This window comes from Sphingobacterium lactis, from assembly GCF_011046555.1.
Classification (GTDB): Bacteria; Bacteroidota; Bacteroidia; order Sphingobacteriales; family Sphingobacteriaceae; genus Sphingobacterium; species Sphingobacterium lactis.
Genome location: NZ_CP049246.1, coordinates 3,803,026 through 3,827,656, shown reverse-complemented (window position 1 = coordinate 3,827,656; position 24,631 = coordinate 3,803,026). Strand labels below are relative to the sequence as shown.

The following is a 24,631-nucleotide window of genomic DNA, read 5'->3' as shown; positions in this document are numbered from 1 at the left end:
ATCTAAACGAACTATGAAAAAATCTATCCTAACCCTTTGTCTTTTCTGTGCATTGGTTTCTTTCCAAGAGGCTGCAGCCCAGCGATTGCATACGCTCAACTTCAAAACAGTTGAGGAGATGTATGCCTACTTTCAATATGCACCTGGGAAGAAGATTATCTCGGGGCATCGGGGAACCCAGGAAAATAACCTGCCGGAGAATTCAATTGCAGCGATGGAAGCTGTACTGAAGGCCACACCAGCTATTTTCGAGGTTGACCCGCGTTTGACGAAAGATGGCGTTGCAGTCATGGTCCATGACGCAACATTGGACAGAACGACAACGGGAAATGGGAAAGTAGCAGATTTAACCTGGAAGGAGTTGCAAAAATTACACCTGAAGGACCATGCTGGAAACGTAACGAAATATAAGATCAACACGTTGGAGGAAATGATCAAATGGGCCAAGGGAAAGACCATTCTCAACCTGGATAAAAAGGATCTTCCCATGGAGATGACTTCTGAAATAATCCGGAAGCATAATGCCTATGCGTGGGTATGGGTTACGGTGCATAATGTGGACCAGGCTAGATTCTATCTGGATAAAAATCCAAAACAATACTTATCGATGCACATCAAAACTGCGAAGGATTTGGAGACGTTTAAAGAATCAGGATTGCCTTACGACCGCATGATTGTCTATATAGGTCCAGAAATCAAAGCGGCCAATCAAGATATGTACACCTTCTTTAAGGAAAAAGGAGTGCTGTGCATGATTTCCACCGCACCGACCTACGACAAACTGCCCACAGCGCAGGACCGCGCCGAAAAATATAGAGCGGTATTTGCCGATGGAGCTACGGTCTTAGAGTCGGATCTGCCCATTGAAGTCAGTCAGGCAATTCAATAAGTCATTCAATAAAGAAATCAATAAGAAAAGGAGGTCGTAAAACCTCCTTTTTTCGTATAATCCCAATATTTTTACGATTGTACCCATCTAATCCAACTAAGGTACCACTGACATCTTCTTTTTAGTTATAAGGAATCTTTCCTACCAAAGCCCACATTCCCCAAATTCCTATAACCAAAAAAGCGGCCTATAGCCGCTTTAATATCTCAAATCTCACATCTCCAATCTCACATCTCCTTACAGATTACTTTCCTTTTTGATCTTTCTTTTTATCGTACTTGGTTTCGCCAATTGCTTGGCTTCGTACTGTCTTTCGAGGTATTTAATGATTTCACCGGCGATATCCTTGCCGGTAGCCTGTTCGATACCTTCGAGACCAGGGGAAGAATTGACTTCCAGGATCAACGGTCCGCGTGCGGATGGTAGCATGTCCACACCGGCAACGGTAAGTCCCATGGCACGCGCTGCTGCTACAGCGGTTTCTCTTTCTGCACGGGTCAATTTCACGACCTCGGCCGTACCGCCACGGTGCAGATTCGAGCGGAATTCACCTTCCTTCGCCGTACGCTTCATTGCGCCGACAACTTTGCCGTCTACCACGAATGCACGGATATCCGTTCCTTTTGCTTCCTTGATGTATTCCTGGATCAAAATATTATTGCCTAGGCCGTAGAACGCTTCGATAACGGAGGATGCTGCCTTTTTGGTTTCCGCCAAGACAACACCGATTCCCTGTGTTCCTTCCAACAGTTTGATCACCAAAGGTGCTCCACCTACCATGCTGATCAGGTCGTCGACATCCGATGCCGTACGGGCGAATCCAGTAATGGGTAATCCCAAGCCGGCGCCGGAAAGGATCTGCATACAGCGCAGCTTATCCCGACTTCGGGTGATCGCTTGGCTCTGATTGGCAGAGATGACACCCATCACCTCAAATTGACGGACAATGGCAGAACCATAGAACGTCACTGAGGATCCGATCCTCGGGATTATGGCGTCTACACCTGCAATATCCTGACCTTTATAATGGATGGATGGCCTACCTTGCTGAATTCCAACATAACATTTGCCATGGTCGATCACTTCACATTCATGACCTCGGGCAATGGCGGCCTCGACAAGGCGGCGTGTGGAATATAATGACTTATTCGTCGATAATACGGCTACTTTCACAGTTCTTTATTTGTTAAACAGATAACGTTTCTAATGGTTTTTATAGGAGGTTCGTCGCCAGGTTTTTCTTGGAAACATCGACGAGGAACTTTCCTGTTATAAAATTTCGTCCCAATAACATCGGATAGGACATGGAAGAACGATTTCTGAACGACAGTTTGATGTCATATAGCTCGTTGAACATGCGAATCTTTGTCAAAAAGATATAACGGATTTCAGATTGCCCGAAGGAGCTCTTTACGGTCCTTTCCCGATGTACGGGGAAGGTAAAGCGGAGGGTTTTCGCTTTATGCTCCTCGGGGCGGATGTAGGCCACGATGTACATGTGCCCATCCTTCTTGATAATTTCCATATCCTCACAATGCAGGACAGAAGTTTCCGCACCTGTGTCGGTCTTCGCATGTATGTTGTACAGGCCTAGTTCCGGCAGGTCGATCACTTCTGTTCTACCAATGGTCTTTTTACCTTTTACCATCAAAGGGATTTTTTATTCGTAAGTAAACTCTCCATATGTGGAGCGTACAGTAACTTTTTTCTTGTCAGCAGCTTCTACACGACCGATGATCTGTGCCGGGATGCCAAAGGATTCCGAGATGGCAATGATGTCCGCAGCGATAGCTTCGGGAACATACAGTTCCATGCGGTGCCCCATATTGAAAACCTTGTACATTTCCTGCCAATCCGTGTTGGATTCTTTCTGGATGAGCTCGAAAAGAGCAGGAATAGGGAAGAGGTTGTCCTTGATTACATGCACATTATCCACAAAGTGCAGGACTTTCGTCTGCGCACCTCCCGAACAATGAACCATGCCGTCGATTTGCTGGCGGTATTTGTCCAAGATCTGTTTGATGACAGGGGCGTAGGTGCGTGTCGCGGAAAGTACCAATTTGCCTGCCGTGATTTCTTCACCTGTTTCCACCGTAATCTTATCAGTCAGTGCTTTCCCTCCAGCAAATACCAATTCGTATGGTACTGCGGGGTCAAAACTTTCCGGGTATTTCTCTGCGATATATTTACTGAACACATCGTGACGGGCGGAGGTTAATCCATTGGAGCCCATGCCACCGTTGTATTCTTTTTCGTATGTAGCTTGACCGTACGATGCCATACCGACGATCACATTGCCTGCTTGGATCTTGTGGTTGGAGATCACATCCTCACGTTTCATCCGGCAGGTGACCGTGCTGTCCACAATGATGGTGCGCACCAGGTCGCCCACATCTGCAGTCTCTCCACCAGTTGAATAGATGCCGATTCCCAATTCGCGAAGTTCAGCAAGGATCTCTTCCGTTCCGTTGATGATCTCAGCGATCACCTCTCCAGGAATGACATTCTTGTTTCTGCCGATCGTGGAGGAAAGGATAATGTTGTCCGTGGCACCCACGCACAATAAATCATCCAGGTTCATGATGATTGCATCCTGTGCAATCCCACGCCATACAGATGCATCACCAGTTTCTTTCCAATAGACATACGCTAGGGATGATTTCGTTCCCGCACCGTCGGCATGCATGATGTTGCACCAGTCCTCATCCGCTCCTAAAATGTCCGGAATGATCTTACAGAAAGCTTTTGGGAACAAGCCCTTATCAATGTTTTTGATCGCGTTGTGTACATCCTCTTTTCCAGCGGATACACCTCGTTGGTTGTATTTTAAATCTGACATCGTGCTGCAAAAATAAACAAACATACCGACTATTACGAAAGTTTTTCCTCCAGATGGGGATTCCATTTCGAAGCTTTCAAAAACCAATTCCACTTCCTGTTGCTGGCGCCCGTTCTTGTGGACAGCATCAGTACGCAGAACACAGTTTTATCGCGGTTTGCCCAGCGGCCTTATTCAGAAATACCTTTTGGATTGTAACCGTTTTCTTTGATCTTGATCAGCTTGTTGTAAATGCTGGAAAGCGCATTTTCCATTTCATCGCTGTCCTTGATATAGGCTTCCATCTCCTTGTCCGTAGCAATGGCCTTGAATAACTTCCCATCTTTGAAATAATAACGGACTTCGCCCGACTTCTTGGTTTTATCCATATCAAACTTCGGATCTATGATATGGGTGTTGTACTGGAATACTTCCTCGTACACAAAAGACAGCTCATTATTCAGTGGATAGTAATCCTGAAACGTATAGCCACCTTCGCCATAATTCTTAACTTTGATCAGCTCCAACTTATCGTTTTTGATGTAATACTTGGCCTGTCCACCTTCCGTAGATTCGTGGATATATGCCGAATCGATGCGGTCCCAATCGGTAATCGCATTTACCCGTTCGAAATTGCTGCGGATACGTTGGAGGGTATCTCCATCAGTCTGTTGACGGAGGTTGCTATCCGGTGCAATGATATTGCTATCAGATACAGCATTCCCCTGGTTCATGTTTTTATTCGTCTCTGCATTTTGGCAGCTCATTAATAATAGCAACAATAGGCAATTGCCCAACACAAGTTTTACCATAGTTTCTGATTTATACCCTACTAATACAAAAACAGTTCCAATGACTAATTATTGTGTTCCATGCACGGTAATCAGCAGTTTGACGATAATTTTACCGCAATCCAGCGGTACATGTATAAAAAAAGCCTGTCCGAAATGGACAGGCTCTGTATTTTTATGTTGATGAACATTAGTGTTTAAAGTGACGAACACCGGTGGTCACCATAGCGACACCCTTTTCGTTCGCCATATCAATGGACAACTGGTCCTTGATGGAACCGCCGGGTTGCAATACTGCCGTTACGCCAGCATTTCCTGCGATCTCTACACAATCAGGGAATGGGAAGAACGCATCGGATGCCATCACACTGCCTTTGATCTCGAATCCGAAAGACTGCGCCTTTTCAATCGCTTGTTTAAGGGCATCCACACGTGAAGTCTGTCCCACACCGGAAGCGATCAACGTGCCGTCTTTTGCAAAGACAATGGTATTCGATTTGGTATGCTTAACAATTTTATTGGCGAAGTATAGATCCTTCAATTGCTCTGCCGTAGGTTTCACGTCCGTTACAGATGTCATGGCATCAGGACCTTCAACGGTGCTGTCCTTGTCCTGCATGATCACCCCGTTCAATAACGTCTTGAACTGCTGTGTCGGAAGTTGCACGTCCTTGCGACGAAGGATAATTCTGTTTTTCTTAGCTGTTAAAATTGCTAATGCTTCTTCGGTATACGAAGGTGCAATCAATACCTCAAAGAATAGGTTGTTGATCTCGTTTGCAGTATCCTGGTCCACTTCACCGTTGGTGATCAATACACCACCGAATGCTGAAACCGGATCGCAAGCCAAGGCTGCTTCCCACGCCGCTTTAATGGTCGGACGGGATGCTACACCACAGGCGTTGGTATGCTTCAGGATTGCGAATGTAGGTTCTTCGAATTCATCGATAATGGCTACTGCCGCATCCACATCGACCAAGTTGTTGTAGGATAGTTCCTTACCGTTCAACTTGTCAAACATCGCATCCAGGTTTCCATAGAATACTCCTTTTTGGTGTGGGTTTTCGCCATAGCGCAACACCTGTGCTGCTTGCTCGGACTGTTTGAAAACCGACAAAGGCTCTTCCTGGTTAAAGTAATTGAAAATTGCTGTATCGTAATGGGAAGAAGTATTGAACGCACGCTTAGCGAAGGATTTACGTTGTTCCAACGTTGTTGTTCCCTCTTGCGCAGCCAAGATTTCTTCCAGTTCCTTGTAATCATTTTTTGAGGAGATAATCACCACGTCATTGAAGTTCTTTGCAGCGGCACGGATCAGGGAGATTCCTCCGATATCGATCTTTTCGATGATATCTTGCTCAGCAGCTCCGGATGCCACCGTTTCTTCAAATGGATAAAGATCGACGATCACCAGGTCAATTTCCGGGATTTCGTACTGCTCCAATTGCTTCTTGTCATCTTCCAATGGACGACGGGAAAGGATGCCACCGAATACATTTGGGTGAAGGGTCTTCACGCGGCCACCCAAGATGGATGGATAACCCGTCAGGTCTTCAACACGTTCCACGCCGATTCCCAAATCACGGATAAAGGCTTCCGTGCCACCAGTGGAGTAGAAGGTTACACCATATTTGTTTAGAAGTTCGATTAGAGGTGCTAGGTTGTCCTTGTAGTAAACGGAAACCAATGCATTTTTTATCTTAACAGGATGATTCATTGTGTTTTGTTTGGAGCCGCAAAGATAACACTTAAAAATGGATTTTGAGGTAAAATGTCATAATATTATGGATGGATTCATTTCGATTTATATCAATTATTAGTATATTGTCTTTCCTTAAACGTAAAACCTATTGTATGAAGAATCTATCCCTACTCCTGATCCTCGCTGCACTGCATGTGCCTGCAATCCTGCTGGCGCAAGAGAACATTGGAAAGGAACGCCCCAAGATCACCTCTCCACAGGTTTCCAAGGACAATATCATCGAGTTTCAGCTGTATGCGCCTGAGGCACAGGTCGTCTACGTGAATGGAAATTGGATGGAGAAGCCCGATCTTGGAATCGCCATGCAGAAAATGCAAGATGGGGTCTGGCGATTGGATAAGCAGCAGCTCGGTAGCGACCTGTACCAATATACCTATACGGTGGATGGCGTCCGGATCAATGATCCCAGCAATGTCTATCAGGTGCGCGATGTGAACAATGTGTTCAATTATTTCATCGGCAACGGCGGGGTTGCGGAGCTCTACAAAACACAATCGGTTCCCCATGGCACGATGATCAAGCAGTGGTATCCTTCGGCCTTGAATAAAGCTGAGCGCCGGATGACCGTGTATACCCCGCCGGGTTATGAAAGTTCCAAGGAGAAGTTGCCCGTACTTTATTTACTGCATGGAATGGGTGGAGATGAGGACGCATGGCCTACATTGGGGCGTGTTGCGCAGATTATGGATAACCTGATCGCCGCCGGGCAGGCAAAGCCCATGATCGTCGTGATGCCGAATGGACATACCAGTAATGTTGCCGCACCGGGATCATCTGAAAAAGGAGAGTACCCCATCGAATTCTATACCCCGGATGTGGGGACTGGCGATATGGAATCCAGTTTCATGGAGATTGTCCAGTTTGTCGAAAAGAATTACCGTGTCAAAAAGGGGAAAGCCGATCGCGCAATAGCAGGACTTTCCATGGGCGGTTCCCACAGCTTGTTTATCTCTGCATTCAACCCAGATACCTTTGACTATGTTGGCCTATTCTCCGCAGCCTTCCGTATCAATGATAAAGTGAAGCGTGAGGTTTACGATCAGTTTGATGCCAATCTGAAAAAACAGCAGGCCAATGGTTTGAAATTGTATTGGATAGGGATGGGCAAGACGGATTTCCTTTACCAGACCGGAGTGGATTTCCGCAAGCGCCTGGATGCTGTTGGGTTGAAATATACCTATCACGAATCGGAAGGTGGCCATACCTGGTCCAACTGGAGACAATATCTGGTCGAGTTTGTTCCGCAATTATTTCAATAAGCCAAAGGAGTAGGGTTAATACCCAAAGCATATAAAAGCCCGTCAATCATCAATTGACGGGCTTTCTTTTTGAAGCAGTATGCTATTAATTGTATTTCTTGATCAGGTTTTCGATCACCTTTGGGTAGTGGAGGTGTTCCAGTTGCTGTCCGTTGAACTTGATGATTTCCAAGGTATCTCCAGGTTCAATGCGGAACTTGGCTTGTTGGATGATTTCTCCCTCATCAAAATTCTCGTTCACGAAGTGAATGGTAATGCCATGTTCTTCCTCTCCGGCTTCCAGGACTGCCTTATGTACGCGGTCGCCATACATACCCTTGCCACCAAATTTTGGCAAAAGGGCAGGATGGATATTGATGATCTTGTTCGGGAAAGCTTTCAATAGATTCGCTGGAACGAGCCATAGGAATCCTGCCAGGACGACCATGTCAATTTCCAAGCGTTTTAACAGCTCGACCACCTCGTCGGTCTGATAGAAGTCATGCTTGTCGAAAACATGCGTAGGGATCTCGAAATTGTCCGCCCGCTGGAGGACAAATGCTTCGGGGTTATTGCTGAGGACGAGGGCGACTTCAGCACTGTCTGAGTATTTGAAATGCTCCATGATTTTTTGGGCATTCGAACCAGAACCTGAAGCAAAGATAGCAATACGCTTTTTCACAGTGTTTTAATAGATTATAAATTAATACCTTAATAATCTCCAAATATAGCTGTTTTTTTGTAAAGCGGGGGCGGTTTGCACCGTATTTGACGCATTTTTTTGGTAGATTTAAGTATGTTTCACCTCATGAATCGAGAAATAATGAGAAAAATCGCATACATATTCCTGGTGTTGGTGCTGATGCATGGCAGGACATGGGCGCAGGAAGGCATGGAGATGCCAGCGTTCAGCAAGTTCTATGATAAGGATACGGGCCTTCCCTTTACGCGCGATTCCCTGGACCGATCCCACCAACAGGTACTCATATTTTATGATCCGGGATGTGGTCATTGCCAAGAACTGGGACAAGGGATCGCCAAGATGCTAGATACTTTTGCAGCTGAAGTTGATTTTTATTTTATTTCTATGCAAGAAAAACCGCTGGTCGATGGGTTTGTCAATATGTTTGCCCCGCAATTAGCGAAAGATAAGCGGGTAAAGTTCCTTTATGACCCGGAAGGAGAATTTATATTAATGTTTAACCCAAAAAACTTTCCCTCTACGGCGGTTTTTAGAGCCGATTCGCTACAATTAATTAAACAATTTGATGGCGAAGGCAAGGTTGAAAATATAGCCCAATACCTACAGAAAGCGAATTAATTCGTGGGTTTTTGTGAAAATTCTAATTTCCTATTTGTTCTATAATTATCTTAATAGAATAATATAATAGTTAAAATTTAAATAATTGTGTACATTTACACTCGTTAGACCGTTATTTGAAACATTTATTCAGGATTAGTAAGCCGGATTAAAAAAACGGTTTGTTGAATTACGGATGTTTCAGGGGCCATTTTTGGGCTGCTATTGTCTAAAATTGGTAATCGATGCTCGCCTTGGCGGGCGCCATGTTTCTGGGGAGCCCGTCCCTCACTTTCGTGAAGGCACATCATCCCGGCAGTCTGACGAATTGCACATGAAACACAATTATTATATGATAAATATTTATAAAGAATTAAGTTATCGAGATGAAGCCTCATTCGCAGCCGTAGAATCCCTACTGCTGACTTTTGAACATGAACCCATTGAAGAGCCGTTACTCACCAAACACCCTGCTTGGGTGGAGATTGTTAAGAATCATATATTAACAAATTGGAACAAACCAATTTCCCTGGAGCAATTGGCGGAGATGTGTTCCGTGCATCGTGTAACAATTTCAAAGAATTTCGCAAAATATGTCGGAAGTACCGTCATGATTTATCAGCGAAAAATCCGCATGATTCGCGCCATTGAATTGATGCAGGAAAACAAGTATTCGCTTACTGAGATCGCTTTTCTCTGCGGTTTCAGCGACCAAAGTCATTTCACACGCTATTTCAGACAGATGACCGGGTACATTCCAAAACACCTTCCGAAAATCATGGGCTAATTATGTTCTATTTTGGGAATTAAGCATCAGTTTAATTTGTGGAAGGATTAAGAAAATAAGCGTTTAATATGAGAATCATGAATGCAGGTCGACTGCCAAAACCTCAGGGACATTACAGTACAGCAATCATATCCAATCATTTCCTGTTCGTGTCCGGACAGCTGCCCATCTCGGCAGAGGGAAGTCACCACCATGAAGATGATTTCGAAACGCAGTTCAACATTCTCTTCCAGAATCTCGAACAGGTATTAACTGCTGCAAGCTGCAGCTTCTCGAAGGTGGTCAAAGTGACAGCATACCTGAGCGATATTAAATACAGCCCGCAGTTCAATGCCCTATTCGCTGATTTCATCGGAAAGCATAAGCCGGTGAGGACCGTGGTGCCGGTGACAGAACTGCCCTGGAACTATAAATTGGAAGTTGACCTGATTGCGGAGGTTTAGGTCTGCCTTCCCAAGAGTAAGCACACATAATAAACCCGTATATTCCCAATTGGCGATCGTAGAGGAAGCATTGGCAGGAATATTATTTACTGTTATTTGGCTTCGCAGGATGCCAAAAGGGTGAAGATGGTTTGACCGTTTTAGGTTGCCGGTGGATGTTATCCTCTTGGGCAGCCAACAACAGAACTACTCTTTAACACGTGGGGAGCATTTTCAGTAGAAAAGCTCCCCATTTTTTATTTCGTCTGCAAGACTTTCTGCAGTAACTCGTTTCCCATTTTATCCATTTTCGTAGTGGAGTTGCTGAGGATGATCACCACGGATTTTTCATCAGGGACAAAGCCCACAAAAGCATTGGAACCGGCAGTCGCTCCGGTATGTTCGTATGCAATGACGCCATCCATCATGCGCATGTGCCAACCCAAGCCGATGTCGGAATTTGGTGGTACGAACAGTGTGAACTGTTTCGTGAGGTGCATGGCCTTTTGAATTTCAGTTTCGGGATAGGTAAGCTGTGCAATGGTGTAACGCAGTAAATCATTCAGTGAGGATTTTAAGGATCCTCCTCCGGACATGGCCTGAAAGTTCCAAAACGGAACGGATGTGCCGTTGCTGTCATGGGGTATGGCCAGATTTTTTGCTTTCGGGTTGATCTTATCAAACGTGCTCACCATTTCCAAAGGTGTCAGGATGTTTTCCTTCACCAATTGATAATAAGGTTTCTTGCCGACAATGCTCAGGAGCTCGCCCAACAATCCGAAACCCAGGTTGCTGTATTCGTATTCCGTGCCCGGTTCCTTAGTGGCCTTGAAGTTTTTCAGATAGGAAAATAATGCTTTCCTATCGTATGCTGCATACGGATCTGCCTGTGTAAACTTGGGGTTTTTATCCACATTATCCGGCAGACGTGGTAAACCAGACGAATGGTTGGCCAGCATCTTGAAAGTTATTTGTTGTAGGTCGGCGTTCTGGGCCAACGAGTCGGGGAGTACTTTCGTAATGGGATCGTCCAAACCGATCAGTCCCTTGTTGACCATATCCGCCAAGAGGCTTGCCGTAAATGTCTTGGTGATCGACCCGATTTCATACAGGGTGTTGGCATCTGGAAGGGTGTTGTTACCCTTATCGGTCTCTCCGTAGAAAAATGTGTTGATCTTGCTCTTGTGGATGACAGCAACAGCCAAGGACTGTGCGCTGCCATCTTTGGCATAGCTGCGTGCAATGGAATCTACGAACAGATCCAAGGGGTTTTTTGCTTCCACGTTGGAAATAACATCCGTTTTATTTTCCGGTTTCTTGATCTCATCAGTAAAAGGCTCGATGAGAAACCCATAGAATTGCATGTTTGAATCGACGGCAAGTTTCAACGCAAAGGTTGCAGATTCAAGATCCAGTCTGTACCTGACAGCACCATTGCTGTATGCTACCTTTTCGGCGTTCTTAATCTTCCCAAGCGTCTGCACACTTTTCAGGGTGGCCAGTAACTTGTCGGCACTGATTTCCTCTTTGAAAGAATCGCTTGCTAGATTATAGATCGAATCCAACTGATTCGCATTGTAGAAATATTCAATTCGATTGTATACCGCCCGGTTGTTGTTCTCATCCTTTGTCTGCGCATGCAGTCCGGATCCAATAAGGATGCCGAGGATGGTGAATAGGTAGAATCCATTAATTCTCATACTTCAAAACTACAAAACAAATAGTTTAATTTGTAAATGGTTAGGAAAATAAGCATTTAACAGGAGAGGTTGACCAGCTGTTTGAATACAGAAAGGAATTGCCACTGCATACGTTCGCAACGGAGTTTGCTGAGGCTTTTGCGGTGAGCCTGTCCCTCATTCCTATTAAGGATAAAAGGACAGGCAATTCCTTTATAACCCGATTACCTGCTTTAAGCGGGCATATCCCGACTTGCTGATATTGACTTTCTCGCCGGTCAGGAGGGTAGCAATGTAACTGTCTTTTTCCATCGGCTCGATCTTTTGCAGCTGATCGACTTTCACGATAAAGGATCGGTGTACCCGAACATATTGTTTCGGGTCCAGTTGCTTCTCAAAGGAGCTCATGGTTTTGTTCTTCAGGAATAGGCCATCCGGGGTATGGATCTTGACATAATCATCATAAGCCTCCAGGAAAAGGATCTGCTGAACGGGGATGATCTTGATCTGGTTTCCGGTTTTCACGACAATCCGCTCCAGGGATTCTTCCTCCATGGATTCCTGCAGTTTTTGGGTGTCGATCTTTGGTGCTTCCTTCGATTGGAATGCCGTCTTGAATTTCTCGATAGCCTGTTCAAAGCGGTCCGGACGGATCGGTTTCAAGAGGTAGTCGATAGCATTCTTCTCGAAAGCCTTTAAGGCGAATTCATCGAATGCTGTCGTAAAGATAATGTGCGGTTGTTTATCCAGTAGTTCGAGCATCTCGAATCCCGTAAGTTTCGGCATTTGGATATCCAGGAATACCAAGTCGGGTTGGTGCTGCTGAATGGCTTTCACGCCTTCGAAGCCATCATTGCATTCCGCTACGACCTGAATGTCCGCGTGGTCTTGTAGGTATTCCAGCACCATGCTCCGTGCTAAGGGTTCATCGTCGATTAGTATGGTCTTGATCATAATTGTGGGATTCTAAGTGTTGAAATAAAGGTGTTTTCGACACGCTCGGTATGCAGCAGGTCGGTTCTGCCGAATAGCAGGTACATCCGGCGTTGGATGCTCGAAAGGCCAAATCCGGTTCCCTTTTTCTGTTCCGGTTGATCCGATTCAAAAGGGTTGCTGATCTGGATGGTCAAAATATTGTTTTCTTTGAAGATATTAATCGTTATCAGGACCTCATCGGTGACATTGTACAGTCCAAATTTGATGGCATTTTCCACCAAGGGCTGCAGGATCATCACGGGGATGCTGGCGGAAAGAACTTCCTCCTCATAAGTGAAGGACGTACTCAGCCGATGACCGAATCGGACCTTTTCAATGTCCAGGTAAAGGCTGAGGTGGTTGATTTCCTCCTGTACGGTCGTGAATTGCTTTTCGTCCTTGCGCATGGTGCCGCGCAGGAAGTCGGACAGCTGGAACGTCATGTTCCGGGCTTCCTTGGGTTGGCTGCCGATCAGGGCAATGATGGAGTTCAAGCTGTTGAAGAGAAAGTGCGGCTGCAACTGTTGCCTCAAATTGTAGAGTTCTGCATCGCGCACCATGCGCTCGCTTTCATCCTTTCTCTTTTTATTGATATTCAATTCTTCCTGGATATTCCAGAAGACATTGACGGTCATGACACAGGTGATGATCAAGAAATTGATCACGAAACGAAAAGGTAAGCTAAAGTCCAGATAGACGAGGTTCTCGTCAGGGACGAACTGAAGAATGAAAAATCGGGTGATGGTCACCGAGATGGCCGAGAAAATAGCGGCCATGGAAAAAAGCTTCCAGTAATTCCGGTTATTGGGCAGGTAGAACTGCAGGGTGCTATAGGTGAGGTAAGAAATTCCCGTCATGGTCAATGCACCGATTACAGCATCGTAGGCTGCAGGAACCTTGGCGATATTGGACCAGCGCAAGAGCAGGTAAATGATCAGCAGGTATAAAACGCAAATAATCCATGAAGAGGCATGGATCACATATCGTTTTGATTGTTCGGTGATGGGTTTGCTCATGCCTCGTATTAACTGTTTTTAATGGTCAGACCGCCAAAGATGGAGGTTCCTGTGATATAGATCTTCTTGTTGTCGTCCGTTTCGATCTCGATCATTGGGCGTCGGTCATCCACTTCCCCAAAGATAGAAGATACGTTCGAATATACGCGCCAGTTTGTCGGAACTATAATCTTGGTGCTGCCAAACAATTGGAAGGTATCGATGACCACGGGTTGCTTCAATTCTGCCTGCAGAAAGTTCAGCGATGTGCTTCCGAATACCGATGTGATGTTTCCACCCAGAAAGTTCTTGCTCAGCATCACTTTTTTGGTGTCCGAGAAGAAGTTGTCCACTTTCAGGTAGTTTTCAAAATCCGGTTGAAACTTTTTGTTGTAAATCCTATGCTCAGCTTGTGTAGCTTGAGCATAGGGGTCATTTGTCGAAGAAGTGGTTGTTCCTGGGTTCTCAGACTGCAGGTCCGTTGTTACACGCTTGTCCCAATCGTATTCGTCATCTTGCGGTGGCGTAGGGGGCAATTGTGGGGTATTGCGGTTGCGGTTTATCAGGTATAACCCCAGGATGATCGCGCCGGCAGGGATAATGAATTTTCCGATGCTGAGGCCGAGCTCATTCTTTAATAGGAACACCGATCCGATCAGGATCAAGATAATGGATGCTTTCTTTTCAAACTTGGAGTTGATACCGATCACCAAACCGATGATGATCAGGATGGTTTCCCAACCGAAGATCCACGATGGGAAGATAGAGCCCATATTGAGGTTCTTGAAGAGGATAGCGACCCCGAGGAACACGATGATGAAACCAACTAGGTTTGCGGAATTGTTCTTCCGAGGTGGTTTCTGAAAGTCTTGTTTCGTTGTTTGATTGTTCATAGTTCTTTAGCTTTTGATTTCGTTACCTCAAAAGTATAGCGAATATAAGCATCGCGACAGAGCAAATAGGTCTTCGGGGTATTTTTTTCGGTGAACTACTGAAATTCCTCGGTAAATACCCGTGGGTCCTGCAATTAAATACCCGTCATATCGCTTTATAATTTAATTATTATAACAATAATTTTTAAATAAAATTTGGATGATTGAAATTAATTATTATATATTTATGACTGAAAATAGAGGGTTAAACTTAAATTTTATATTAATCTAATGGGAGATTTTGATAACAAAGAGCGTGAAGAGGTATTTTCAAAAAAGGTGAGGGCGGGCAAACGTACTTATTTTTTTGATGTAAAAGCCACCCGCTCCAACGACTACTACGTGACGATAACGGAAAGTAAGAAGCGGTTTGAAGATGGACAATTTATAAAGCATAAAATTTTCCTTTATAAAGAAGACTTCGAGAAATTCGCGGAAGGTTTGCAAGATGTAGTAGAATACATCAAATCTAACCAAGAGGTTATAGAGAAAAGATATGAGCCGAATCAGGACGAAGGTTATGAGAACAACGGCGAGCTAGTGCAAAAAGACAATTACTCTTTTTAATTTAGTTTAAAATACATTATTGAAGGGCCACTAAGCAATTAGTGGCTTTCTTATACATGGTCTTGAACGCCATTTTTGGGCTAACATCAAGCTATTATTAACCAAAATTGATAGGAAAGTATATTTATTGTTAAAGATGTTACATGCAACTTTAGCCAATAGGTGTATATTTTACTATTTTCGGAAACCAAAAAATACAAACAAATTGCAAATGAATAGATTTTTATCTGCTGCTTGTGTTGCTTTACTGATTACATCGTCAGCAACCGTGGAGGCGCAAACCAAGAAGCTTACCTTTGACCAAGCCTGGGGGAGCAGTCCCTCCCTGACCAAGAGCATCAGTCGTTTTGAAGGATGGGCGGATGCCAATCACTACATCCAACGCGACAACAATCAGTTGTTCAAGGTCAATGTGAAAACCGGAAAAAAAGAAAGTTATACCTACCCCACAAACACGTCTACCAAAGTTTTTGTAAAGGATAAGGATGTATTTATACAATACCCAGCAGGGGAAGCAAAGAAATTAACGAATTCGCCGGAAGTAGATGAGCAAAATCCTACGCTCTCTCCAGATGGAAAATATGTAGCCTTTACCAGAAAGAGCGATCTTTATGGACTGGAGGTGGAAACAGGCAAAGAGATCCGTTACACGAATGACGGAACCGATGTGATCTATAACGGTTGGTCATCTTGGGTGTACTATGAGGAAATCTTAGGTCGCCCGACAAACTACAGAGCGTTCTGGTGGTCCCCGGACAGCAAGCAGATCGCTTTCATGCGCTTCGATGATACCAAGGTGCCTATGTTCCCGATCTATGTTTCCAAAGGTCAGCACGGCTACTTGGAAGAAACACGGTATCCAAAAGCTGGTGACCCGAATCCGGAAGTAAAAGTTGGATTTGTGAAAGCAGCGGGTTCACCGGTGGTTTGGGCGGACTTCAACGAAAAGGACGATCAATATTTTGGTCAACCGTACTGGAGTTTCGATAGCAAATCCATTATGGTGCAATGGATGAACCGCGATCAGACGAACCTAAAATTCTATGCGGTCAATCCGGAGAACGGACAGAAAAAAGATATCTATAACGAAGAACAGCCAACATGGATCAATCTAGATCATGATGAGCGGATCACCTACTTGGCAGACAACAAGCATTATATCTTAAAATCTGACAAGACGGGTTGGGCACATTACTACCTATACACGTTGGATGGGAAATTGATCAATCCGATCACATCAGGTGATTGGCAAGTGACATCCATTGCCCATATTGACGAAAAAGGAAAGGTGCTTTATTTTACGGCACGGAAAGAAAATTCCGCAACTCGCGACCTGTACCGTGTGGATTTCAACGGTAAGAACTTTCAGCGCTTGACATTTGGAGATTATACCCACAACGTGATGGTTTCTCCAGACGGCAAGTATTTCCTGACCAACTATTCCAATATCCATACACCAAATAAAGTAGCGTTGCTGGATAACAAGGGTAAAGTGGTGAAAGAATTGGCCGATAGCAAATCCGCAGATTTTGCGAGCTATAAAGTGGCAAAACGCGAATACATCACCATTCCATCGGAGGATGGCAAATTCAACCTGCCAGCAATCATTACCTATCCGACGGATTTCGATGAGACTAAGCAATACCCGGTCATCATGAGTATCTATGGTGGTCCAGATGCAGGTACGGTTCGCAATACCTGGAAAGGTACATCGGGTGAGTTCTGGTCGCAGGAAGGTGTGATCCAGATCGAGTGTGACCACCGCGCTTCCGGACACTTCGGTAAGCAAGGTGTTGCATGGATGCACAGAAACCTTGGAAACTGGGAACTTGTCGATTACATCACCATCGCCAAATGGCTAAAGGCAAAACCTTTCGTGGCGAAGGATAAATTATTGATCACTGGACACAGTTACGGTGGATACATGACTTGTTTGGCATTGACCAAAGGAGCTGACTATTTCGATTTCGGAATTGCAGGGGCGCCGGTGACCAGCTGGGAACTGTATGACACCCATTATACGGAGCGTTGGATGGATACCCCACAGGATAACCCGGAAGGGTACAAGAATGGTTCGATCCTTCCGTATGTAGACCAGTACAAGGGAAGATTGCGTATCATGCATGGTGATTTGGACGACAACGTTCATATGCAGAATGCCATTCAATTGGTGGATGCCCTGACGGAGCGCAGCGTGCCTTTCGAGCTGATGATCTACCCGGGAAGCAGACACGGATTCAACAGATCCAAGCAAGCGTATGACTTCAAGGAACGCTCGCGTTTCTACTACCAATACCTATTGGAGAAACCGATTCCGGAGAACATGAAATAAAAAGTGCAGAAAAGGGCTACGATAATTAATCTTAGCCCTTTTTTGTTGCAAATAGGGCGTTCGAAAAATTGCTTCTACCTAAAAAAAATATCATCTTTGCAATTATTGTTTAGACATGCTAGATTTTCTAAAGGACATTACATTCAAGGCTAACGACGTTGTTTTAAGAGCAATAGATATTTTGATGCGCAATTATGTATCACTGGCCGGTCTGTGTTTTTTACTTTTCATTACCTCTAACCTGTCTTCCTTCCTGGCACTGTACCTGGACTCCACCAATTTTTTCATTAAGGTGCTGTTGCTCCTGGTCTTTGTGACGATCTATTTCAGCTTGCAGCTGGTGCTGCTCAAGAAAGCCGTGCACCTGGCCAAGGAAGAAAAGAAACACCTCGGGTTTCTGGGCTATCTGCCAAGTCTTTCCCAGTTTATCTTCTATGTTCTGGGGCTCTTGTTGTACAGCCTGATCGCTTTCGTGGTGTATCTGTTGATGTACGTCCTGTTGTTCCCGTTACTGTACCTGGGATTTGACATGGTGACCGTTCAATCGGAAATCCATCCTTTTTTGACCGGCGTGATTATGTTGTTCATCCTGATCCGTACGTCATTCTTTCCCTTTTTCATTATCGAAAATGGGTTCAATACCCTAAAGTCCTACCGATTCAGTTTGGCGATGACAAAGGGCAATGTATTCAGATTACTAACTATTATCTTTATTGTCGCATTGGCACATATCCTACAGGTCGGGACCGAATATCTGGGCTATTCCTTGGTATCGAGGATCCTGAGCCTGATCAATTCGTTTGTTGTGATCCCATTGGTGGGCGTGGTGATGTCCATTGTCTACATCGATATGATGAAAGCATACAAGGGTGGGGCAGATCCATCAGTCATGGACAATATTCTATAACATATCATTATTTTGAGTATTAAGAGATTAGCGATATTAGGTTCGACCGGCAGCGTAGGTACACAGGCGCTGGAGGTCGTTGCCCTATTTCCAGAGAAATTCAAGGTTACGGTTCTTTCGGCAGGAAAGAATGCACAACTACTGATCCAGCAGGCACTGCAGTTTGAGCCGGCAGTCGTCATTCTGTCCGATGAGCAAGCCTATCGTCAGGTCAAGGAAGCCCTTTCGGGAAAATCCATCGAAGTGCTCTACGGCGATGATGCATTGGTAGAGAGCATGCGGCGCGATGATATCGATATCGCCCTAACCGCTGTTGTGGGATCCGTTGGATTACGCCCGACCATTGCCGCCATCGAGACCGGTAAGGACATTGCCCTGGCCAATAAAGAGACCTTGGTCGTGGCCGGTGAATTGATAACCCAATTGATCGAAAAGCATCAGGTGCGCCTCTTGCCTGTAGATTCCGAGCATTCGGCCATCTTCCAATGCCTGGTAGGTGAGGAGCAAAACCCTATTGAAAAGATTATCCTGACCGCTTCGGGTGGTCCATTTCGTGGAAAAGGCCGTCATGACCTGGAAAACGTAGGAAAAGCACAGGCCCTCAAGCATCCCAATTGGAATATGGGCGCCAAAATTACGATCGATTCCGCAACCCTGATGAATAAGGGACTGGAGGTTATCGAGGCCAAATGGCTGTTCGATCTGGATGCCAAGCAGGTGGACGTGGTCATCCATCCCCAATCCGTGGTGCATTCCATGGTGCAGTTCCAGGATGGGTCCGTCAAGGCGCAAATGGGCGTTCCAGATATGAAACTCCCGATTCAGTATGCCTTAAGCTATCCCGGACGTTTTGTGAATGATTTCAAGCGATTGGATTTCATGGAGTACCCAACCCTGACCTTTGAAAAACCCGATATGGAGGTGTTCCGCAACCTGAAGTTGGCTTATCAAGCCCTGGAAGCTGGTGGAAACAGCCCCTGTGTGTTAAATGCCGCAAACGAAGTGGTGGTGGAAGCCTTCCTGAATGATCAGGTTGGTTTTTTGGCGATGAGCGACGTTATCGAAGAGACATTGTGTCAGTTGGAATTTAAAAATAACCTCTCCCTACCGGATTATCTTCATTATGACCAAGAAAGTAGAAGAGTGGCACGGAGTTTAATAGACAGAATAGTTAAATAATTAGCAAATAATATAAAAGAGAAATAGATGGGAATAGTCATTATGGTTGGACAGGTACTTTTGGGCTTGTCTTTATTAATCATCTTGCACGAACTGGGTCACTTCCTTGCGGCCCGCGCGTTCGGAATCAAAGTTGAAAAATTTTACCTTTTCTTTGATGCTTGGGGCGTTAAGCTTTTCAAGTTCAACTACAAAGGATGTGAATACGGTATCGGATGGTTGCCTTTGGGTGGTTATGTGAAGATCGCCGGTATGATCGATGAGTCGATGGATACCGAACAGATGAAAGGCGAGCCACAGCCTTGGGAATTCCGTTCTAAACCAGCTTGGCAGCGCTTAATCGTGATGTTGGGTGGTATTATCGTCAATGTGATCGTGGGTATCCTGGTGTTCTGGATGCTGACTTTCAAATACGGAAGCTCAGATGTGGACAATACCCAACTGTATGGCGTGAAGCCGGGTATCATCGGCACAAAGGTTGGTATTCAGGAAGGCGATAAGATCCTTGCCGTGAACGGAAAGAAAGCAAATCTGTTCTACCAGGATCTGATGACCTCTGAGGTGTTGATGGGCGATGCAGTGCTTACCGTGGAACGTGCAGGACAAACCTTGGATATCCGATTGCCGAAGGACATCCTGAACGATGTATCCGACCACAAAAGAAACGAATTGGTGCAACCGATGTTCAAGATGCTTCCTGTCACGCTGATTGAAAAGAATTCACGTGCAGAGAAGATGGGCTTAGCGGTTGGTGATAGCATTGTATCCATCAATGGAAAAGCGGTACAGAAATTAGATGATTTTAAAGCTGAGGTAGAAGCGAGCAAGAATAAAGAGATTACATTGGATGTTATCCGAAATGGAAATACAGTAGCGCTGAAAGCGCCCGCGGATAGCTCTTCCATGATCGGTTTTGCGAACATTCCTTTCGTGCAGAAGCAATACGGTTTTATGGAATCCCTACCTATCGGTGCTGGTCGCGCCTTCGGTGTAATCACCGATAATATCAAGGGATTCGGTAAGATCTTTAAAGGCGAGGTACGTGCGGATAAAGCTTTGTCCGGTCCGATCGGTATTGCCGAAATGTTCGGTACGGAAGTGGATTGGTTCCGTTTCTGGAACCTGGTGGGTATGCTGTCCATGGCCCTTGCGTTCATGAACATCCTGCCTATTCCAGCATTGGACGGTGGACATGTGATCTTCCTATTGGTGGAAATGATCCAAGGGAAACCATTGAGCGATAAATTCCTGGAGCGTGCGCAGATGGTAGGCTTCTTTATTATCGTAGCACTCATGATCTTTGTCTTCGGAAACGATATTTTCAAGCTTACGAAATAAACCGCTTTATCAGTAAGGCACAAGGAAAATTCCGATAGTTCACTATCGGAATTTTCTTTTTTAGGTCCAATGCTCTATTGTGATTCAGGTTGTTGCCTTGATCAAAATGCATCGGATGGATTTCTTTGGAGCGACCCTGTGGTAAATATTTAAAAAACTTTATTAAGTGAATTATTTTTATTTGTACCTTTGTCTCCCAATAAAATGAAAGAGACCTTTTACCCAATAGCATCACAAAAAGTAGTTACTACTTCAAGTCAATGTTAATTGATAAGTTAGCCCGTTTGGGCTTTTTTTATGTTCGGTAGTCCAGGTTTTGATCGCACGACATTGCATACGTTTTAACTTGATATAAGAATGACCAACTACAGCAAATTGCCAGCAATTTTAGTCCTTGAGGATGGCACTGTTTTCCACGGTAAAGCCGCAGGGAAGATCGGTACGACAACAGGTGAGATCTGTTTCAATACAGGTACGACCGGTTATCAGGAGATCTTTACCGATCCATCGTACTATGCGCAGATCATGGTGACGACCAATGCCCATATTGGTAACTATGGTATCGACCAAGAGGATGAGGAATCCCGGAAGATCCAGATTGCAGGTTTGGTTTGTAAGAACTATAACATTAATTATTCACGTAAGATGGCCGATCAGTCCATCCAGAACTATTTTGAAGAAGAGAACTTAGTTGGTATCTCTGATATCGATACACGTTCGTTGGTGCGCCATATCCGCGATAAGGGAGCGATGAATGCCATTATTTCCTCCGAGAACTTGGATGCTGAATCCTTGAAAGCTGAATTGGCAAAGGTTCCTTCCATGGCGGGTCTGGAGCTTTCCTCAAAAGTTTCCACAACAGAGCCTTACTACTACGGCGAAGAAGGTGCGCCTACGCGCATTGCGGTTCTTGATTTGGGAATCAAAAAGAACATCTTGCGTAATTTCGATGCCAGACAGGTCTACGCTAAAGTATTCCCAGCAAAAACAACATTTGCGGAAATGCAAGAATGGAATCCAGATGGATTCTTCATTTCCAATGGTCCTGGCGACCCGGCGGCAATGGACTATGCCATCCAGACCGTAAAGGAAATCCTTGCTGCTGACAAGCCGATGTTCGGTATCTGTCTAGGCCACCAGATCTTGGCCCTAGCAAACGATATCAGAACCAAAAAGATGCACAACGGACACCGCGGTATCAACCATCCGGTAAAAAATATAATCGCCAATAAATGCGAGATTACTTCCCAGAACCATGGATTTGGTGTGGTCGCTGAGGATATCGAAAATTCAGATAAAGTGGAAATTACCCATGTCAACCTGAACGATAACTCGATTGAAGGTATCCGCGTTAAGGGTAAGAAAGCATTTTCGGTACAATACCACCCGGAATCTTCACCTGGCCCGCACGACTCCCGTTACCTATTCGATGACTTCATCGCCATGGTAAAAGGTTAATAGGAAAAAATAAGCTAGTCCAAGCAAGCTGCGTAAGCACTTGGGAATAGAGAAGGCGACCAATGTTGGTCGCCTTTTTTGTGTTAATAGGGTAGGGAGGGCATCTGCAGACCCGGATAAAATCGATTATTCCAGCTTTTAATAAAAATTCAATGGTCAAGGGTTCGATAACATAGTTTTTTTCATATTTTTGATTAGATAAGAATATTTATTATATTAGTGTCTTTAATACACTAAGTAAGACATTTAAATAAACCACATAAAAATGAGCTTGATTATTGACGTACATGCGCGCCAGATATTGGATTCGCGCGGAAATCCTACGATAGAAGTTGATGTAACAACACAGAATGGCTTTGTTGGCCGTGCTGCTGTTCCTTCAGGAGCTTCCACGGGTGCTCACGAAGCTGTAGAATTACGCGACGGAGACAAGAAAAAATACTTGGGTAAGGGTGTTTTGAAGGCTGTTGAAAATGTGAACACCAAGATTGCGAAAGCATTGGAAGGTGTTGATGTTTTTGAACAGAACGCAATCGACAAATTGATGATTGATCTGGATGGTTCCGAGAACAAGGGTAAGTTGGGTGCCAACGCGATCTTGGGTGTATCTTTAGCGGTAGCTAAAGCAGCAGCACAGGAGAGCCGTCAGCCATTGTACCGTTATATCGGTGGTGTTAATGCGAATACATTGCCTTTGCCGATGATGAACATCGTCAATGGTGGAGCACACTCGGATGCACCGATCGCTTTCCAGGAATTCATGATCATGCCTGTAGGTGCTGAATCCTTCTCGGAAGCATTGCGTTGGGGTGCCGAAGTATTCCATAGCTTGAAAAAGATCCTTCACGACCGTAACCTTTCTACTGCAGTAGGTGATGAAGGTGGTTTTGCACCAACATTCGATGGTACCGAAGATGCGATCGAAACTATTTTGGAAGCGATCAAAAAAGCAGGATACAAACCAGGTAAGGATATCTGTTTAGCATTAGACTGTGCATCGACAGAATTCTTCGTGAAAGATAAATACGATTACTCGAAGTTCGAAGGTAAAGGTGGTGCGGTTCGTACCATTGAAGAACAAGTAAACTACCTAGCCGAATTGACAGCAAAATACCCGATCATCTCCATTGAAGACGGTATGGCTGAGGATGACTGGAAAGGTTGGAAACTGTTAACCGAGAAGATCGGTGACCGTGTACAATTGGTAGGTGACGATTTATTCGTGACGAACACAAAACGTCTTCAGGAAGGTATCGACAATGGAATCGGAAACTCCATCTTGGTGAAAGTGAACCAGATCGGTTCCTTGACTGAGACCATCAATGCAGTGCAGTTGGCGCAGAACTCCGGTTATACTTCCGTAATGTCGCACCGCTCTGGTGAGACGGAAGATACAACGATTGCGGATTTGGCAGTAGCCTTGAACTGTGGACAGATCAAAACAGGTTCCATTTCCCGCTCCGACCGGATCGCGAAATACAACCAATTGTTACGTATCGAAGAAGAATTGGGTGCCAATGCGAAATTTATCGGAAAGAACTTTAAGTACGCTCCGAAAAAATAATCCATAAAATATTGATTCTAAAGGGAACCTATGGGTTCCCTTTTTTTATGGAACCGCATAGCCGCAATTACTCAATCAACTAATCGAATTTCCCTATTGTATTGTTCATCCTAAATTGGTTATCTTTAACCAGAATTTAAAAAATTGCTTCGACTGAGCCTATGGAACGCTTTATCAAAACCATTCGTAATCAATATCTCATCGCTGGGGTTGCCTTCTTGGTGTGGATGATCTTCTTCGATCGTTACGATGTGACCACGCAGTACAACTACCAGACGGAGAAAGCCAAGCTCGAAGCAGAGAAAGCCTATTATACCACCGAAATCGAAAACATCGAAAGATCCATCAAGGATGTGCAATATAACCCAAGCGAGATCCAACGCATTGCACGTGAAAAGTATAAGATGAAAAAAGATCAAGAAGATGTTTATATCATAACCGAAGTGGAAGCTCCTGAAAAGAAGTAATCAAAAGAACCTATTTCGTCTTATTTCTACCCTTATTTCCTTCATTTTTACCAATTAAAGGATACAATTCCCTTAAATCGACAAAATTATTACAATTAAATCCTGTTGTTCAGGTTCGTAAAAGTAAACTTAGCTTTTACGTTTTAGCATTATTGTACTATCCATATTTTTATGGAACGCATTATTATTCAGCCTATTGAACCCCATGATCGATAGTTGAGTAAAATTATT

At 44.6% G+C, this 24,631-nt stretch carries 23 protein-coding genes; 13 read left to right on the top strand and 10 right to left on the bottom strand.

Features of this window, described 5'->3' with window-relative positions:
* The first annotated feature begins 13 nt into the window (after positions 1–13).
* Entirely contained in the window at positions 14–889 is an 876-nt protein-coding gene (locus G6N79_RS16675; RefSeq protein WP_103905745.1) for a glycerophosphodiester phosphodiesterase family protein, read from the top strand.
* Between the two features lie 237 nt (positions 890–1,126).
* Here G6N79_RS16675 and rimK read toward each other — a convergent pair whose 3' ends face one another.
* The 5 genes from rimK to purH form a co-directional block, all read right to left on the bottom strand.
* Complete coding sequence (gene rimK, locus G6N79_RS16670) at positions 1,127–2,062, bottom strand: 30S ribosomal protein S6--L-glutamate ligase (RefSeq protein ID WP_103905744.1); 936 nt, start codon at positions 2,060–2,062, stop codon at positions 1,127–1,129.
* A 40-nt stretch (positions 2,063–2,102) separates the two neighbouring features.
* Positions 2,103–2,537 (bottom strand): ATP-dependent zinc protease family protein, encoded by a 435-nt coding sequence (locus tag G6N79_RS16665; RefSeq protein WP_103905743.1) that lies wholly within the window; start codon positions 2,535–2,537, stop codon positions 2,103–2,105.
* A 12-nt stretch (positions 2,538–2,549) separates the two neighbouring features.
* Positions 2,550–3,728 (bottom strand): AIR synthase related protein, encoded by a 1,179-nt coding sequence (locus G6N79_RS16660; RefSeq protein WP_103905742.1) that lies wholly within the window; start codon positions 3,726–3,728, stop codon positions 2,550–2,552.
* Between the two features lie 170 nt (positions 3,729–3,898).
* Positions 3,899–4,519 carry a hypothetical protein gene (locus G6N79_RS16655; protein ID WP_103905741.1) on the bottom strand — a complete coding sequence of 207 codons (621 nt, stop codon included), beginning with the start codon at positions 4,517–4,519 and terminating at the stop codon, positions 3,899–3,901.
* 169 nt (positions 4,520–4,688) lie between these two features.
* Positions 4,689–6,215, bottom strand: a complete 1,527-nt coding sequence (gene purH / locus G6N79_RS16650) for a bifunctional phosphoribosylaminoimidazolecarboxamide formyltransferase/IMP cyclohydrolase (protein ID WP_103905740.1) — start codon at positions 6,213–6,215, stop codon at positions 4,689–4,691.
* Between the two features lie 137 nt (positions 6,216–6,352).
* Between purH and G6N79_RS16645 the strand changes: the two genes are divergently transcribed.
* Positions 6,353–7,519, top strand: coding sequence for an esterase (locus tag G6N79_RS16645; RefSeq protein WP_103905739.1), 1,167 nt, complete (start codon positions 6,353–6,355; stop codon positions 7,517–7,519).
* Between the two features lie 85 nt (positions 7,520–7,604).
* On the opposite strand, the gene purN is transcribed toward G6N79_RS16645, so the two are convergent.
* On the bottom strand, positions 7,605–8,180 hold the full coding sequence (gene purN, locus G6N79_RS16640) for a phosphoribosylglycinamide formyltransferase (protein ID WP_103905738.1): 576 nt from the start codon (positions 8,178–8,180) through the stop codon (positions 7,605–7,607).
* 141 nt (positions 8,181–8,321) lie between these two features.
* Here purN and G6N79_RS16635 point away from each other — a divergent pair, with 141 nt between their 5' ends.
* The 3 genes from G6N79_RS16635 (at position 8,322) to G6N79_RS16625 (ending at position 10,028) form a co-directional block, all read left to right on the top strand.
* Complete coding sequence (locus tag G6N79_RS16635) at positions 8,322–8,819, top strand: TlpA family protein disulfide reductase (RefSeq protein ID WP_146060593.1); 498 nt, start codon at positions 8,322–8,324, stop codon at positions 8,817–8,819.
* A gap of 331 nt (positions 8,820–9,150) precedes the next feature.
* Positions 9,151–9,585: a helix-turn-helix transcriptional regulator gene (locus tag G6N79_RS16630; RefSeq protein WP_160003673.1), complete on the top strand. Its 435-nt coding sequence runs from the start codon at positions 9,151–9,153 to the stop codon at positions 9,583–9,585.
* A gap of 68 nt (positions 9,586–9,653) precedes the next feature.
* Positions 9,654–10,028, top strand: coding sequence for a RidA family protein (locus tag G6N79_RS16625; protein ID WP_103905735.1), 375 nt, complete (start codon positions 9,654–9,656; stop codon positions 10,026–10,028).
* Positions 10,029–10,264: 236 nt separating this feature from the next.
* On the opposite strand, the gene G6N79_RS16620 is transcribed toward G6N79_RS16625, so the two are convergent.
* The 4 genes from G6N79_RS16620 to G6N79_RS16605 all read right to left on the bottom strand — a co-directional run bounded on the left by G6N79_RS16620 (position 10,265) and on the right by G6N79_RS16605 (position 14,549).
* A complete protein-coding gene (locus G6N79_RS16620; protein WP_103905734.1) occupies positions 10,265–11,707 on the bottom strand; it encodes a serine hydrolase in 1,443 nt (480 codons plus the stop codon).
* 192 nt (positions 11,708–11,899) lie between these two features.
* Positions 11,900–12,640 (bottom strand): LytR/AlgR family response regulator transcription factor, encoded by a 741-nt coding sequence (locus G6N79_RS16615; RefSeq protein ID WP_103905733.1) that lies wholly within the window; start codon positions 12,638–12,640, stop codon positions 11,900–11,902.
* Positions 12,637–13,677, bottom strand: a complete 1,041-nt coding sequence (locus tag G6N79_RS16610; protein ID WP_103905732.1) for a sensor histidine kinase — start codon at positions 13,675–13,677, stop codon at positions 12,637–12,639. Before G6N79_RS16610 ends, G6N79_RS16615 begins: the two co-directional genes overlap by 4 nt.
* 8 nt (positions 13,678–13,685) lie before the next feature.
* Positions 13,686–14,549 (bottom strand): LiaF transmembrane domain-containing protein, encoded by an 864-nt coding sequence (locus G6N79_RS16605; RefSeq protein WP_103905731.1) that lies wholly within the window; start codon positions 14,547–14,549, stop codon positions 13,686–13,688.
* A gap of 270 nt (positions 14,550–14,819) precedes the next feature.
* On the opposite strand from G6N79_RS16605, the gene G6N79_RS16600 reads away from it, so the two are divergent.
* The 8 genes from G6N79_RS16600 (at position 14,820) to G6N79_RS16565 (ending at position 24,400) form a co-directional block, all read left to right on the top strand.
* Positions 14,820–15,155: a DUF3276 family protein gene (locus tag G6N79_RS16600; RefSeq protein WP_103905730.1), complete on the top strand. Its 336-nt coding sequence runs from the start codon at positions 14,820–14,822 to the stop codon at positions 15,153–15,155.
* A gap of 211 nt (positions 15,156–15,366) precedes the next feature.
* Positions 15,367–17,487, top strand: a complete 2,121-nt coding sequence (locus G6N79_RS16595) for a S9 family peptidase (protein ID WP_103905729.1) — start codon at positions 15,367–15,369, stop codon at positions 17,485–17,487.
* Positions 17,488–17,602: 115 nt separating this feature from the next.
* On the top strand, positions 17,603–18,394 hold the full coding sequence (locus G6N79_RS16590) for a hypothetical protein (RefSeq protein ID WP_103905728.1): 792 nt from the start codon (positions 17,603–17,605) through the stop codon (positions 18,392–18,394).
* Positions 18,395–18,412: 18 nt separating this feature from the next.
* Positions 18,413–19,573: a 1-deoxy-D-xylulose-5-phosphate reductoisomerase gene (locus G6N79_RS16585; RefSeq protein ID WP_200818769.1), complete on the top strand. Its 1,161-nt coding sequence runs from the start codon at positions 18,413–18,415 to the stop codon at positions 19,571–19,573.
* Between the two features lie 27 nt (positions 19,574–19,600).
* Complete coding sequence (gene rseP, locus G6N79_RS16580; RefSeq protein ID WP_103905726.1) at positions 19,601–20,911, top strand: RIP metalloprotease RseP; 1,311 nt, start codon at positions 19,601–19,603, stop codon at positions 20,909–20,911.
* Between the two features lie 357 nt (positions 20,912–21,268).
* On the top strand, positions 21,269–22,369 hold the full coding sequence (carA, locus tag G6N79_RS16575; protein ID WP_103905724.1) for a glutamine-hydrolyzing carbamoyl-phosphate synthase small subunit: 1,101 nt from the start codon (positions 21,269–21,271) through the stop codon (positions 22,367–22,369).
* A 265-nt stretch (positions 22,370–22,634) separates the two neighbouring features.
* Positions 22,635–23,933, top strand: coding sequence for a phosphopyruvate hydratase (gene eno, locus G6N79_RS16570; protein ID WP_103905723.1), 1,299 nt, complete (start codon positions 22,635–22,637; stop codon positions 23,931–23,933).
* Between the two features lie 161 nt (positions 23,934–24,094).
* Positions 24,095–24,400: an FtsB family cell division protein gene (locus G6N79_RS16565; RefSeq protein WP_103905722.1), complete on the top strand. Its 306-nt coding sequence runs from the start codon at positions 24,095–24,097 to the stop codon at positions 24,398–24,400.
* The last annotated feature ends 231 nt before the right edge of the window (positions 24,401–24,631 follow it).